The organism is Chryseobacterium sp. MHB01 (assembly GCF_034651565.1).
In the GTDB taxonomy this organism is placed as follows: domain Bacteria; phylum Bacteroidota; class Bacteroidia; order Flavobacteriales; family Weeksellaceae; genus Chryseobacterium; species Chryseobacterium nepalense.
In genome coordinates, this window is sequence record NZ_JAYEDA010000001.1 from 611836 (window position 1) to 626262 (window position 14427).

The following is a 14427-nucleotide window of genomic DNA, read 5'->3' on the forward strand; positions in this document are numbered from 1 at the left end:
ATGGAAAAACAGGATTTAAAAATATTAGCACAAAACCTTGCCAATCCGCAGGGAAAGAAGGGAATTGAAATTGGTGAGATAATGAATGACACCAATATCGGAATGACACTGGAAAGTATTCAGACGCTTTTAATAGAAGACGATGAACACATCCTTGAAATCGGGCACGGAAATGCTGACCACGTAAAAAGCATTTTAAACAAAGCTACAAATATAAAATATACCGGAATTGATATTTCCGAAACCATGCACAACGAGGCAAAAAGACTGAATAAGCATTTTGAAGGTCAGGTGGATTTTGTTTTGTATGAGGGAAGGAAATTACCATTTCAGGATAAAACTTTCGACAAGATATTTACGGTAAACACCGTGTATTTCTGGGAGCAGCCTGTTGAATATTTAAATGAAATATACCGGGTTCTGAAGGACAACGGAACCTTTGTATTAACATTCGGACAACGAGAATTTATGGAAAAACTGCCTTTCACACAGTTTGATTTCAAATTGTACAGCAACACTGAAATGGAAGAAATAATCTCGAAAAGCCATTTTAAAAGAATGAAAATTTCAGAACGGGAAGAGCAGATCAAAAGCAAAACATCAGAAGAAACAATAACAAGAAATTATACAATTTTAACCATTAAAAAATAAAATAATGAGCACATTAGTACACGATCTTAAAGAAAAATGGGAAGCTCTTAAAGCAGATAATCCTCATTTGAGAATTCGCAATGCAGCGGCAGAGCTGGGTGTAAGCGAAGCAGAACTGCTGGCTACGAATGTTGGCGAAGGTGTAACGGTTTTAAAGCCGGAATTTAAAGATATTCTGACGGAAGCGGAACAGCTGGGAAAAGTAATGGCGCTTACCCGTAATGACGAATGTGTTCATGAAAGAAAAGGAACCTACCTGAATGGTGATTTCAGCAGTCCTCATGCACAGCTTTTCGTGGGAGAGGATATTGACCTCAGAATTTTTCTTAACCACTGGAAGTTCGCTTTTGCAGTGGTGGAAGGTGATAAAAAAAGCCTGCAGTTCTTCGGAAAAGACGGACTGGCATTACATAAAATCTATTTAACCAAAGACAGTAATGAAGCTGCTTTTGATGCAATAGTGGAAAAATTTAAAGCAGATGAACAGCATTCAATCATAGAATGCGAAGCGGTAGCTCCTAAAGCGGAAGAAAAGCCGGATTCCGAAATTGATGTGGAAGGTTTCCGAAAAGCCTGGACGGACCTGAAAGATACGCATGATTTCTTTATGATGACCAGAAAATTCGGGGTGAGCAGAACGCAGGCATTACGACTGGCTCCGGAAGGTTTTACCAAAAAAATCGACAGCTCGAAAGTAGTTAACGTTTTGGAAGACGCTTCTGAAAAACAGCTGCCAATCATGATTTTTGTTGGAAACAGAGGAATTATCCAGATTCATACAGGGAATGTGAAAAAAACACTTTGGCACCAGCAATGGTTCAATGTGATGGATCCGGACTTTAACCTTCACCTTGATGTCACAAAAATCGCTGAAGCATGGATCGTGAAGAAACCTACGGAAGACGGAGAGGTTACGGCTATTGAAGTATTCAACAAAGAAGGAGATTTCATCGTACAGTTTTTTGGAAAAAGAAAGCCGGGAATTCCGGAACTGCAGGAATGGAAAAACCTTGTTGCAGACCTTGAAAAATAAATAGTTAGATCGTTTTTTTTAGCCGTTTTGTTTTGTGCAGGGCGGCTTTTTTGATCTAAACACAATTTGCAAAAATATTTCATAAATAACCCAAATCCTTTTATTAAATTATCATGGACCTGAAAAATCAAAAAGTATTGTGATATTTGTGAAAATTATTTGTGTTAAAAAATAAATAAAATGAAAAACATTTTCTCAATAATATTGCTTGCTCTTTTTTGCTCATTGAATGCCCAGAATTTCAAAGCTTATCAGTTCTATAATAAAAAAGGAAAAAAAATCAGCACCGAAAAAATGGTGAAGGAACTTGCTGATTACAATATTGTTTTCTTTGGTGAAAATCATAATAACTCCATCAATCACTGGCTTCAGCTGAAAGTTACCGAGGCGCTTTACCAAAAGAAAAACGGACAGCTGATCCTGGGTGCCGAAATGTTTGAAAGAGACAATCAGGAACAGCTTAATAAGTATTTTTCCGGAATATTCGATTCCAAAGGATTGAAAGATTCTGCCCGTTTGTGGAATAATTTTTCAACAGATTATAAACCTTTGGTTGATTTTGCAAAAGCCAAAAAACTGCCTTTCATTGCCACCAATGTTCCCAGAAGATATGCTTCCCAGACTTCAAAGGAAGGACTGGAATCTTTGAATAGTTTACCGGCGAAAGATAAAACCTATATTGCACAGCTTCCGATAACAGTCACTCTGGAAACGCCAGGTTATCAGGAAATGAAAAAAATGATGGGCGACCATGCGGAAGAAATGAAAGTAATGAATTTTGTCTCCGCACAAGCCATTAAAGATGCCACCATGGCGGAATCGATTCTTAAAAATATTCAGTCCGGAAAAACATTCATTCATTACAACGGAAATTACCATAGCAAAGAGTTTGGTGGAATTTATTGGTACATCAGACAAAAGAATCCTGATCTTAAAATGGCTGTAATCTCCGTTTTTGAATCGGAAGATCCTGAGCTGAAAGTTCCGGAAAAAGGGTATGTGCCAACAGATTTTAACCTGATATTGCCTGCGGATATGACGAAAACGTATTGAAGGTAGTAAGTGAAACGTAATATGTAAGATGTAAGATGTAAGAAGTGAGAAGTGAGAAGTGTTTTAATTTTAGAATTTAAATAAAACTTAAAAAAATCAATAAAGTTATTCACGATCATCTGAGAATCTATAAAATCTGTGGTCAGAGATACCAAAAAGCTGCTATGATCTTTAAATAATACGAATCGGCTTTGAAAAATTTAAAACATCTTTTATTTTTGTCTGATATTCCGGTAATATGAAAAAAATATCATTTCTCTTCATCTTTTTAATGAGTCTTTTGAACGCACAGAAACTTTCTTCTGATGAGATTTTTATTATTAATCAGGGAGATACCAATACTGCACTGCCGATTTACCAGACTACTGATGAACATCAGCATAAAACTTTACTAAGTCTTTCTACGGAAATTGATCCGTTGGATAAAAATACCGCAGTTTTAGTTAAAAGGATGAAAGAATCCCTGCTGTCAACGGATGGCGGAGTAGGAATCGCGGCACCGCAAGTGGGAATCAACCGAAAAGTGATCTGGGTACAGCGTTTTGATAAGGTAGGTGAACCGTTAGAATACTTCATCAATCCTGTCATTGTCTGGAGATCTGAGCTGCAGAATCTCGGTCCGGAAGGCGACCTCTCAATTCCTGATTTCAGGGATCAGTTTTACAGAAGCAAAGTGATCCAGCTGGAATATGTTGACTTAAAAGGGCAAAAGTATTCAGAAATTGTGGAAGGTTTTACTGCCGTGATCTTCCAGCATGAGATCGACCATCTTTTCGGAATTTTAATTTCTGATAAAAAAGAGAAAGAAAAGAATAATGCGTACCAGAAAGTGGACGCTTTTAAAAAAGCAGATTCTGTGACCAGATAGTTTCTGTGATATGAAAAAATCTGCTTCCTGAGAAACAGATTTTATTTTAACCGCAAACCGAAGGTTTAAACTTTATTACAGGTAACAAGCTAATTTCTAATTATTCGTTACCGAAAGTTTCACCTCGATATTATTTCTTGTAGCGTTGGAGTAAGGACAGATCTGGTGTGCTTTTTCTGTTAAAGACTGTGCTTCTTCCAGGGAAACTCCTGGAATATTGACATCAAGCTGAACAGCCAGTCCGAAACCTCCGTTTTCAATTTGTCCGATGCTCACTTCCGCAGTAACAGTTGTCTCTCCTGTCTGGACTTTTGATAAAGAGATAACCCTGTTCAGTGCACTGTCAAAACACGCTGAATATCCCGCTGCGAAAAGCATTTCCGGGTTGGCGAAATCATCGTTGGCTCCTCCGAGAGCTTTCGGCATTTTAACATCTAAATCAAGGACTCCGTTGTCGCTTTTTACATGTCCATTTCTTCCTCCTGTTGCTGTTACTTTTGTTGTATATAAGGTTTTCATTTATTTTTCTATTTTATTTAATATTTTTAATACACTTGTTTTAAGATCAATCCAGTCCTGCTCGGATACATCGATCTTTTTATATATTTTTTCCGGAATTTCACAGGCTTTTGCTTTTAAAGCTTTCCCTGTTTCCGTGGTGAATACTTCAACCACCCTTTCATCTTCCTTTTTCCTTTTCCTCTGGATGAAACCTTTGGTTTCCAGCCTTTTCAGTAAGGGCGTCAGTGTCCCGCTGTCGAGATACAGCTTTTCGCCGATATGGTTTACAGAGAGGCCATCATTTTCCCATAATACCATCATTACAAGATACTGGGGATAGGTAATATCCAGCTCATCAAGGAACGGGCGGTAAAGGCCGGTGATCTCTTTTGCGATTACATACAGCGGAAAGCAGAGTTGGTTTTGCAGTTTTAAAGATTCCTGTTGTTCCATGATTTGAAAAAATTAAGGTGTTGATTATTTTTTAATAATAAATTCCTCCATTGGAATTCTCACTTTTTTCATGTGCGAAAGCCAGTCGTTTTTTTCGTCCCGGTATCCCAGATACAGTAAACTTACGCTCTTTAATCCCAACTCTTTCAGGCCTAAAATTTCATCCACTACTTCATTGCTGAACCCTTCTGCAGGGGTGCTGTCGATTTTCAGTTCTGCTGCCTGAGCCATGGCAAGTCCCAGAGCAATATAGGTTTGTCTTGCCGTATGCGCGAAATGCTGTTCAGGAGTTTGCGCTCCGTATATTTCTTTAAGTTTATCAGTGTAGCTTGAAAAACGGCCTTTAGACAGATCTCTCACATCAGTATGATAATCATATACTTTATCGATTTTTTGATCGGAATAGCTGTCCCATGCGGCGAATACCAATACGTGGGAAGAATCTCTCATCACTTCCGGATTCAAGGCTCCCTGAACCATTTTCTCTTTTAATTCCTGATTTTCAACAACAATAACACGAAATGGCTGTAAACCCGATGAAGTGGGAGCAAGCCTTGCTGCTTCTAAAATTTTATTTAAATCTTCTTCTTTGAGTTTTTTTGTAGGATCATATGCTTTTACAGCATGTCTCCAATTTAAATCTTCTATTAATGACATTTTGCTAATTATTTTATTTGAATTAGTCTATGCAAAAATGTTGCCAAATTAAATTGTGTGCAATTTAATTTAATATTTTGATTTTTTTGCGACAAAATGTTCTTTATAAATTTGAAGTTTATTGTTTCCTGGCTACGCTATAATTATAATCGTAAGTGAATCTATTTTTTGAATTTGGCTGCTTTGAAGCTTTTTAATACTGCTTTTCCCAATGCTTCATCGGTAAAAATAACTGCAGCTTTAAGATCTTTTTTATTATCAAACAAATGGTTGTAATTTACCATATGCATGGTTGCATTTTTGGAAATTGTTGCATTTAAGGTAAATTTCATAAACTCAATTCCATCAATAATTTCGGTGGTCGTAGAAGAATCAATTTTTGTTTCCGGATAGTTTTTAACTTGAGTTTCGTATATCAGCTTATTTATATTATTAATGGCAGATCTATATTCTCCTTGTGTCTCAAAATCGTAATTCTGTGTATTTAAAACAAACATATTATTGTCGTCATGACTAAAAATATTAGCTTTTTGTATGTCATTTAAAACAAATACAGAATCATGCAAATCCTCAATGACCTTTTTACCTTTTTGAACTTTTTCAAGTTTTGTTTCTTCGTCAAGTTTTGAAAAACTATCCGGAACAATCATTGACAAGCCTATAGACTTATCAATCACTTTAAGCCCTTGTTTTTCTATTTTTTCAGAACATGATGTTAAAAGGAAAATAAGGCATATAATTAAATAAGCTCTCATACTTTAATTTGTTTGTGGTTATTAGTTAAAATTTTATTTCCGCTTCAAAAACCTCCTCAAAATGGTTTCTGATCTTTGATTTGAGATCTTCCATTTCTTCAGGTGTAAGTTCTCTTTCCAGCTCTCTTTTTAAGGAAGTTACCTGTTTGTCTTTGATTCCGCACGGAATGATGTATTCGAAATAGCGCATATCAGTATTTACATTTAGTGCAAAACCGTGCAGCGTAACCCATCGAGAAGCTTTCACGCCCATTGCGCAGATTTTCCTGGCGTAAGGTTTTCCTACATCCAGCCAGACTCCGGTTTCCCCTTCGGAACGTTCGCCTTTCAGTCCGTATTCTGCAATGGTTCTGATGATCACTTCCTCCAGATTCCGCATATATTTATGAATATCGGTGAAAAAGTTTTCAAGATCTAAAATTGGATAGCCCACAATTTGTCCGTATCCGTGATAGGTAATGTCACCGCCGCGGTTTACCTTTACAAAAGTCGCATCGATTTCCTTTAATTTGTCGATTCCGGCGAGCATATTTTCTTCATGTCCGCTTTTTCCTAAGGTGTAAACATGCGGATGTTCTACTAAAAGGAAGTGGTTAGGTGTAGTAGAATGCTCTTCTGCAGGCAGATCTCGGTTTTTGATTTTAAGATCAATGATGTTTTTCATCAGAGACTCCTGATAATCCCACGCTGACTGGTAATCTCTTGTTCCCAAATCTTCAAATTCTACAACTTTATTCTGATGTGTATTCATTTTATTTTTTGATGACACAAATTTAGTGATTTTTACGCTTTGATCGAATGGATGAAATCTATAGCCTCGTTCTTCCAATTTCTATGACTGAGTAAAATATCGACAAAGGCAGTTCCTATAATTCCGCCGGCGGCCTTTTCATTAACATTTTCAAAATCCTGTTTTGTTTTAATCCCGAAGCCGATCATTATCGGATTTTTTAAAGCTAAAGAGGAGATTCTTGAAAAATAGTCTTCATTGTTTAAATCTGCATTTTGATTTCCGGTGGTCGATGAGGAGCTTACGGCGTACAGAAACCCGGAACTTAAAGAATCCAGATACAAGATCCTTTCACTTGATGTTTCAGGAGTGATCAGGAAAGTAAAATTCAAGTTGAATTTTTTAATAATTGAATGATAGTTTTTTTCAAATTCAATGGGGGGCAGGTCAGGAATAATAAGTCCTGAAACACCACTTTCGGAACATTCTTTACAAAACCTTTCAAAGCCGAAACTTAAGACGGGGTTGATGTAACCCATTAAAATCAAAGGAATTTTGAGTTCATTTTTAATGGATTTTAATTGTGAGAAAAGCTTGTCGATGGTCATTCCGTTTTTCAGTGCCAATTCGTGAGCCTTCTGAATAACAGGTCCGTCGGCAACCGGGTCGGAATAAGGCATTCCGATTTCAATCATATCCGCACCGGAATCCTGAATAAGTTTTATAATTTCTCCGGTGTCTTCCAGTTGAGGAATTCCTGCGGTGAAGTATATGTTTAGTTTTTTCATTTTAAACCTTTTTTAATGTTGTTGTTTTAACCGCAAAAGAGACAAAAGATATTTGTAAATATTAATCAAAACCAACAGCTTTCAAAAGTGTAAAATCTTTGATTATGTTTTCTTTAATAATTTACTTCTTTTACGGGTTGATAAAAACGTAATACGATTTATTTTATAGATGTTTCAGATATGTTTCCATATCTTTATCCCCGCGGCCGCTGAGGCAGATCACCACAAGATCATCTTTTTCGAATCTTTTTTTATCCAAAACGGCTAAAGCATGAGCACTTTCCAGAGCCGGAATAATGCCTTCGATCCTGGTGAGCTGAAACGCCGACTGCAAGGCTTCCTCATCATTAATGCTGAAAAATTCTGCCCGGTTTTCTTTAAATAAATTAGCATGGAACGGCCCAATTCCCGGATAATCCAGGCCTGCGGAAATGGAGTGGGGTTCAATGACCTGTCCGTCAACTGTCTGCATCACCAGGCTTTTGCTTCCATGAAGAATGCCTAAAGTTCCCAGAAAAGTTGTGGCAGCAGATTTTCCCGAATCTACTCCGAAACCTCCGGCTTCGGCTGCGATCAGTTGTACATTTTTTTCCTCTACAAAATGGTAAAAAGCCCCTGCAGCATTGCTTCCACCGCCAACGCAGGCAATGACGTAATCAGGATTTTCACGCCCCGTCTGTTCCAGCAGCTGTTCTTTGATTTCTTTTGAAATAATACTCTGAAATCGGGCTACGAGATCCGGAAAAGGGTGTGGTCCCACCACACTTCCAATGACATAATGTGTGGTTGAGGGATTGTTGATCCAGTCGCGCAAGGCTTCATTCACCGCATCTTTTAATGTCTTGGAACCTGAAGTTGCGGGAATGACTTCTGCGCCAAGCATTTTCATTCGGGCAACGTTCGGGGCCTGTCGTTGAATGTCAATTTCTCCCATGTAAACAATACATTCAAGACCTAATAAAGCACATGCTGTTGCAGTAGCTACTCCATGTTGACCTGCCCCGGTTTCTGCAATAATCCTGTTTTTCCCGAGTCGTTTTGCCAATAAAACTTGGCCGATTGCATTGTTGATTTTGTGGGCTCCGGTATGGTTAAGGTCTTCTCTTTTGAGGTATATTTTGGTATTGTATTTCTCACTTAAATTTTTTGCAAAATACAAAGGGGTTGCACGCCCAACGTAATTTTTTAATAAGCTCTGATATTCTCGTTGAAAACTTTCAGATTCAATGATTTCAAGATAACCGGATTGTAATTCTTCTACATTGGGATAGAGCATTTCGGGGATGAAAGCTCCTCCGAATTCGCCGTAATATCCGTGTTTATCGGGATTTTTGTAATTCATATTTTGGTTTTTAAAGTTATATTATTTTGATTGGGCGAGTCCCGAAGGGACGGCATATGTCAGGATTGGATGCAGTCCAATTAAACTAATCCCATAAATATTTTTCATCATATTTCATTTTGTGTTTTTCGAGAATGTCTATCAGTTCTTCCTTGTAGTGGTTTTTTTGATGGTGCTGTCTTTGGTTTCTGATATATTTTCTGACAACAAATACATTTTCTTCAGTCACTGAAAAAGCTCCGTAGCCATCCTGCCAGAAGAAATTTTCATATTCTTTTCCTTTTGTTTTTATCCATTTTGATGAATTGGCTTTAATTTCCTGAACGAGTTTCATTAATGCAATTTTCTTTGAAAGTACACAGAGTATATGAATATGGTTATCTGTTCCTCCAATTTGCAGTGCTGTACTTTCTAAATTTTTACAAATGACCGCGATGTATGAAAATAATTCCTTTTCTATTTTTTCATCGATGAAATCTTCTCTGTACTTTGTACTGAAAACAATGTGTACATAATTTTTTACTAATGATTGTGACATCTGTTTGTGTTTTTAAATTGTTTTGATGTAATTTAAATCGGACTTACATCCGATTCTGTTATAGGTCGTCCCTTCGGGACTCTGTTTGGATTTTAAAAATTATTATTTTATATCGGATTCACATCCGATTTTGTTGCAGGTCGTCCCTTCGGGACTTCGTTTTCATTTGATATTATTTTTTAAAATTTTTATTTTTTCCAAATCTTTGACACCGGGTTTTATTTCAAAGCGCGAATTGATATCGATGGCAAAGGGTTTTTGTTTTAAGTGCTTTACTTTTTCAATATTCTCTGATGAAATGCCGCCGCTTAGAAAGTAGGGAAGTGAGATTTCAATAGAGTTCAAAATGTTCCAGTCGAAAGTTGTTCCGGTTCCTCCAAAGGCTGTAGAATCGGTATCAAAAAGAAGATAATCTGCTGATTGGTTTTCATGGATAATTTGTTGTAATTCATCTGATATTTGATTTACCATTCTTATGACTTTAATAATTCCGGTTTCCGGATGTATTTTTTTTCTTAATTCAATGGTAAAATCTTTGCTTTCATCGCCGTGGAGCTGGATAAAATTCAATTTTGCTTTTTCTGCGGTTTCCGCTATTCTTTCTAAACTTTCATTGACAAAAACCCCGACTTTTCCCCGATGTTTGATTTCTCCAATTTGTTTTAAACTCAAATGATTTAAAATATATCTGGGTGATTTTTCATAAAAAATAAAACCAAGAAAATCCGTTTTCATTGCAGTCAGCTCTTCGATTTGTTCCAGTTGTGTTAAACCGCAAACTTTCAGTTTCAACAGATCATTTCCGGGTAGTAGTTTTTGCCGCTCCATCATTGTTAAATTTTTAGACTGTTACATTGTTACATTCAAAACAAATTCTCTGAACTTATTTCCCGGATTTTCATCTTTCATAAAGTATTCTCCCATAAGGAAACCGTCAAACCCTTTTTCTTTCAAATACAAGAAATCTTCAATGCTGTAAATTCCGCTTTCGGCAACGGAAAAGGTCTCTTTTGGAAGCAGGTTTTTTAACTGAACGGAATGTTCGAGATCTACACGGAAATCTTTTAAATTCCGGTTGTTGATTCCAACCAGGTCAATATTTTTGTTGTAATGTTTTAATTCTTCTTCGGTATGAATTTCCAGCAAAACCTCTAAGCCGAGCTGATGAGCGAGATCTGTAAATTCATCAACCTGAGAAATGGAAAGGCAGGCAGCAATAAGCAATACAATATCGGCTCCCATATTTTTAGCTTCATAAAACTGATATTCATCCACCATAAAATCTTTTCTTAAAATAGGAATACTGATCTGTTGCCGTATTTGAATGATATCATCAAAGCTTCCTCCAAAAAAATCCTGATCTGTTAATACCGAAATTGCGCTTGCTCCTGATTTTTCATACGCTGAAGTGATCTCCAGTGGAGAAATAGTATTATTTATAATTCCTTTTGACGGAGACTGCCTTTTGAATTCGGCAATGATTCCGCTTTTGGTTTTGATGGTTTTCTTTAAAGAATAGGTTTTTCTCTCAAAGAATGCTGAATCTTTAAGTTGCTGAACAGAAATTTTCGACTTTGAAAACTCAATTTCCTCCTTTTTTCTCTGCACGATTTGATCAAGTATATTCATAAGGTATTATTTTAATAACAGTTCGAAGCTGTTCAGTGCTTCTCCGCTATAAAGACTTTCTTTAGCAAGGGTTAGACAATTGTTATAATCCCCGAATTTTTTTGTATGAAAAAGCGCAATGGCAGCATTAACCAAAACCACTGCATTTTGCTGTGACGTTCCTTTTCCTTGTAAAATGTTTTTAAATATTTCCGCTGTTTCCTGAATAGATGATCCCGCCTGAATGCTTTCAGCAGTTACAGGTTCGAAGTCCAGATCCGATGTAGAATATACTTTCTCGCCCTCTTTGGTAATGATTTTCGTGTCATGGGTGAGGCTGATTTCATCGTAACCGTCCATTCCGTGAACGATCATAAGTTCACGCTCATCTTTTTGCAGCAGATATTGATAAATTCTTGCAATCTCAAGATTATAAACACCTATTACTGAAAACCGGGGCTTGGCAGGATTCACCAACGGACCCAGAAGATTAAAAAATGTTCTTAGTCCGAGTGACTTTCTCAACGCGCCTACGGATTGAAGGGCAGGGTGAAAGTAAGGTGCGTGAAGAAAACAAATATTGGATTGATCCAGTTCTTTTTGCAGTTCTTCCGAGGTTTTTTTGAAGACATATCCTGTTTGTTCCAGAACATTTGAAGAACCTGTGAGGGTTGATGCTCCGTAATTTCCGTGTTTTATTACTTTTTGTCCGGCACCAGCGACAACAAAGCTCGCTAATGTTGAAATGTTTATGGTATTTTTTCCGTCGCCACCTGTTCCCACAATGTCAATCGCATCATCTGCATTAATTTCTACCGGAACAGCCATTTGCAGAAGAGCTTCACGAAATCCCTGAAGTTCAGGCAGCGTAATATTCCGCATCAGGAAAATGGTTACAAAAGCGGTTACTTCAGTAGCGTTGAACTTATTTTGTGCAATTTCAATCATAATGGCTTTTGCCTGCGATTTAGACAACGTATGATGATTGAAAAGGTATTCAAGAATCTCTTTCATTGATTTTGATTTAGATAAATTATTAATCCAGCAGAAAGTTTCTGATAATCACTTCTCCTTCCGGTGTCAGAATGCTTTCAGGGTGAAACTGTACGCCATGAACATCATAGGTTTTATGCTGCAATGCCATGATCATTCCGTCTTTGTCTACTGCTGTTACTTCAAGCTCTTCAGGAAAATCTTTGGGATTCACTACCCAGCTGTGGTATCTTCCCACTTCCATTCCGCTGTTGAGATCTTTGAAAATTTTCGTCTCCTGTTTTATAATTTCTGCGGATGTTGCAACACCGTGGAAAATTTCCGAAAGATTAATAAGACTTCCTCCAAAAGCTTCTGCAATAGCCTGCTGCCCGAGGCAAACTCCTAAAATACTTTTTGTGGAAGCATATTTTTTAATTAATTCCAGTAAAATTCCGGCTTCTTCAGGAATTCCGGGTCCGGGTGAAAGTACAATTTTATCGTATTGATCAATCTCTTCCAGCGTAATTTCGTCGTTCTTCACTACATCTACTTTAATCTGAAGTATTCTTTCGATCATCTGAACCAGATTATAGGTGAAGCTGTCGTAATTATCGAAGACAAGAACTTTAGTTGCTGGTTGTTGGTTGTTGGTTGTTGGGTTATATTTCATTTTATTTTTTCATTAATTATTCTGCCAGCTTTTCTGCCTTTTCCACTGCTTTTTTCAACGCATTAAGCTTATTATTGACTTCCTGCAGTTCACTTTCAGGACTTGATTTCGCGACCAGTCCGGCTCCTGCCTGATAATACAACGTATTGTTTTTGCTTAAAAAGGTACGGATCATGATGGCCTGGTTGCAGCTTCCGTTCAATCCGAAAAAACCGATGCACCCGCCATAATAGCCACGGGAATTTTTTTCGTAGGTATTGATAAGCTGTAAAGCTTTATGTTTTGGGGCTCCGCTTAAAGTTCCCTGTGGAAAGGTTGCCGCCATCATTTCAAAAGGCTTTGTATTTTCCGGTAAATCTGCTGTAACTTCACTTACCATATGAATAACATGTGAAAATAACTGTATTTCCTTGAGCTTTGTTACGGTTACATTTTTTCCCAGCTTTCCGAGATCATTTCTCGCCAGGTCAACGAGCATGGTATGTTCTGCATTTTCCTTAGGATCTTTTTTCAAAGATTCAGCCGACTGTAAATCGGTTTCAAAGTCGCCGGTTCTTTTGAAAGTTCCCGCTATAGGATGGATAATCGCTTTGTTATCTTTAATAATCAATTGGCTTTCAGGACTTGAACCGAATAATTTATAGTTTCCGTAATCAAAGAAAAATAAATAGGGTGAAGGATTGATATTTCTCAAAGCGCGATACACATTGAACTCGTCACCTTTAAATTTCTGCTCAAATCTTCTGCTCAAAACCAGCTGGAATACATCGCCTCTCATACAATGTTTCTGTGCCGTTTTTACCAAGTCAATATATTCTTCATCCGTAATATTAGAGGTTTCTTCTCCGTTTTTTTCAAACGGATAAATTGCGGGGTTTTTGTTTTTAATAAAGCTTTCCAGTGTGTATATGTCAGATCTTATTCCTTCAATTTGATTTTCAATAAGGTGCATTTCATCATTATAATGGTTAATGGCAATCACATATTGGTAGAGCCGGTAGCGCATAAGAGGAATTTCTACTTCCGGACTCTGCGGCTTAAATTCAAGTTTTGCAAAGAACTGTACGGCTTCAAAACTGGTATATCCGAAAAGACTTTGAGCGGTTTCTGCAATTGGATCATGTGTTTTTTCACATTCAAACACATTTGAAAATTCGTTAAAAATACCGGCAATATCTTTATCTAAATCACATTTTATGGGCTGTTGTCCTGGAAGTTTAACCTCATATTCATGGATATTTTTAACTTCAATACCGGCGATGGCATTAATGGCAATAAACGAAAAATTATTTTCGATATTTTTAGAGTCCGAACTTTCCAGCAGAATGGTATCCCTGAATTTGTCACGCACTTGCAGGTAAATATTCATCGGAGTCTGAAGATCTCCGAGACTTTTTCTGGAAACGGTTTTTATTTTTATTTTTTTACTGAACATTGCAGTTTCTTTAAATGATTTAAACAAAAAAAAGACTTCAACGGAATACGTCAAAGTCTTTATTATATAATTTTAAATTATAATCGCTGTACAAGAATCACCAACACGACAATAACTTCAGACCCGACGAAGAGTTTGGAAGCCACCACCAATTTTTATTGTTGTTGATATTAAACATGCTACAAATGTAAATATTTTTTTCAATACAAAAAATAAAATCCAGAAAAATTAATTCCCATCCATTATCATTCTAATGATGACAAACCTGCTGCATAAAGTCTTAAAGAAGTAATTTATTTCTCAGAAATATTTTTAAATCGGATAATTATCATGAGTTTAAAACTTTATTTTTTATATTTTTGCTTAATAA

17 protein-coding genes are annotated in these 14427 nt (G+C 36.8%); 4 read left to right on the forward strand and 13 right to left on the reverse strand.

The annotated features are described in order from the left end of the window. The 4 genes from U9K52_RS02890 (at position 1) to U9K52_RS02905 (ending at position 3605) form a co-directional block, all read left to right on the forward strand. Positions 1–651, forward strand: coding sequence for a class I SAM-dependent methyltransferase (locus U9K52_RS02890; RefSeq protein ID WP_322925217.1), 651 nt, complete (start codon positions 1–3; stop codon positions 649–651). A 4-nt stretch (positions 652–655) separates the two neighbouring features. Beyond that, positions 656–1684, forward strand: a complete 1029-nt coding sequence (locus tag U9K52_RS02895) for a hemin-degrading factor (protein ID WP_322925219.1) — start codon at positions 656–658, stop codon at positions 1682–1684. A 180-nt stretch (positions 1685–1864) separates the two neighbouring features. Continuing rightward, entirely contained in the window at positions 1865–2737 is an 873-nt protein-coding gene (locus U9K52_RS02900) for a ChaN family lipoprotein (RefSeq protein WP_322925221.1), read from the forward strand. 238 nt (positions 2738–2975) lie between these two features. Further along, positions 2976–3605, forward strand: coding sequence for a peptide deformylase (locus U9K52_RS02905; protein WP_322925223.1), 630 nt, complete (start codon positions 2976–2978; stop codon positions 3603–3605). Between the two features lie 96 nt (positions 3606–3701). Here the strand turns inward: U9K52_RS02905 and U9K52_RS02910 are convergent, their stop codons facing one another. The 13 genes from U9K52_RS02910 to U9K52_RS02970 all read right to left on the reverse strand — a co-directional run bounded on the left by U9K52_RS02910 (position 3702) and on the right by U9K52_RS02970 (position 14057). Next, a complete protein-coding gene (locus U9K52_RS02910; protein ID WP_169229868.1) occupies positions 3702–4124 on the reverse strand; it encodes an organic hydroperoxide resistance protein in 423 nt (140 codons plus the stop codon). Next, positions 4125–4559, reverse strand: a complete 435-nt coding sequence (locus U9K52_RS02915; protein ID WP_322925225.1) for a MarR family transcriptional regulator — start codon at positions 4557–4559, stop codon at positions 4125–4127. It lies immediately after the preceding gene. A 24-nt stretch (positions 4560–4583) separates the two neighbouring features. After that, positions 4584–5216 carry an NAD(P)H-dependent oxidoreductase gene (locus U9K52_RS02920; RefSeq protein WP_322925227.1) on the reverse strand — a complete coding sequence of 211 codons (633 nt, stop codon included), beginning with the start codon at positions 5214–5216 and terminating at the stop codon, positions 4584–4586. Between the two features lie 161 nt (positions 5217–5377). Beyond that, positions 5378–5971, reverse strand: a complete 594-nt coding sequence (locus U9K52_RS02925) for a hypothetical protein (protein ID WP_263603638.1) — start codon at positions 5969–5971, stop codon at positions 5378–5380. A gap of 25 nt (positions 5972–5996) precedes the next feature. Further along, entirely contained in the window at positions 5997–6722 is a 726-nt protein-coding gene (gene lipB / locus U9K52_RS02930) for a lipoyl(octanoyl) transferase LipB (protein ID WP_312174145.1), read from the reverse strand. Between the two features lie 32 nt (positions 6723–6754). Then, positions 6755–7489 carry a tryptophan synthase subunit alpha gene (gene trpA, locus U9K52_RS02935; protein WP_322925232.1) on the reverse strand — a complete coding sequence of 245 codons (735 nt, stop codon included), beginning with the start codon at positions 7487–7489 and terminating at the stop codon, positions 6755–6757. Between the two features lie 163 nt (positions 7490–7652). After that, entirely contained in the window at positions 7653–8831 is a 1179-nt protein-coding gene (gene trpB / locus U9K52_RS02940) for a tryptophan synthase subunit beta (protein WP_322925234.1), read from the reverse strand. An 85-nt stretch (positions 8832–8916) separates the two neighbouring features. After that, positions 8917–9369: an IS200/IS605 family transposase gene (tnpA, locus tag U9K52_RS02945; RefSeq protein ID WP_322925236.1), complete on the reverse strand. Its 453-nt coding sequence runs from the start codon at positions 9367–9369 to the stop codon at positions 8917–8919. A 162-nt stretch (positions 9370–9531) separates the two neighbouring features. Beyond that, a complete protein-coding gene (locus U9K52_RS02950; protein WP_322925238.1) occupies positions 9532–10200 on the reverse strand; it encodes a phosphoribosylanthranilate isomerase in 669 nt (222 codons plus the stop codon). A gap of 18 nt (positions 10201–10218) precedes the next feature. Then, the gene (gene trpC, locus U9K52_RS02955; protein ID WP_322925240.1) at positions 10219–10998 is read right to left on the reverse strand and encodes an indole-3-glycerol phosphate synthase TrpC; all 780 of its coding nucleotides are present in this window, start codon (positions 10996–10998) and stop codon (positions 10219–10221) included. A 6-nt stretch (positions 10999–11004) separates the two neighbouring features. Beyond that, the gene (trpD, locus tag U9K52_RS02960; protein ID WP_322925242.1) at positions 11005–11991 is read right to left on the reverse strand and encodes an anthranilate phosphoribosyltransferase; all 987 of its coding nucleotides are present in this window, start codon (positions 11989–11991) and stop codon (positions 11005–11007) included. 22 nt (positions 11992–12013) lie between these two features. Beyond that, positions 12014–12622, reverse strand: a complete 609-nt coding sequence (locus U9K52_RS02965; RefSeq protein ID WP_322925244.1) for an aminodeoxychorismate/anthranilate synthase component II — start codon at positions 12620–12622, stop codon at positions 12014–12016. A 16-nt stretch (positions 12623–12638) separates the two neighbouring features. Then, positions 12639–14057: an anthranilate synthase component I family protein gene (locus U9K52_RS02970; RefSeq protein WP_322925246.1), complete on the reverse strand. Its 1419-nt coding sequence runs from the start codon at positions 14055–14057 to the stop codon at positions 12639–12641. Positions 14058–14427 lie beyond the last annotated feature (370 nt).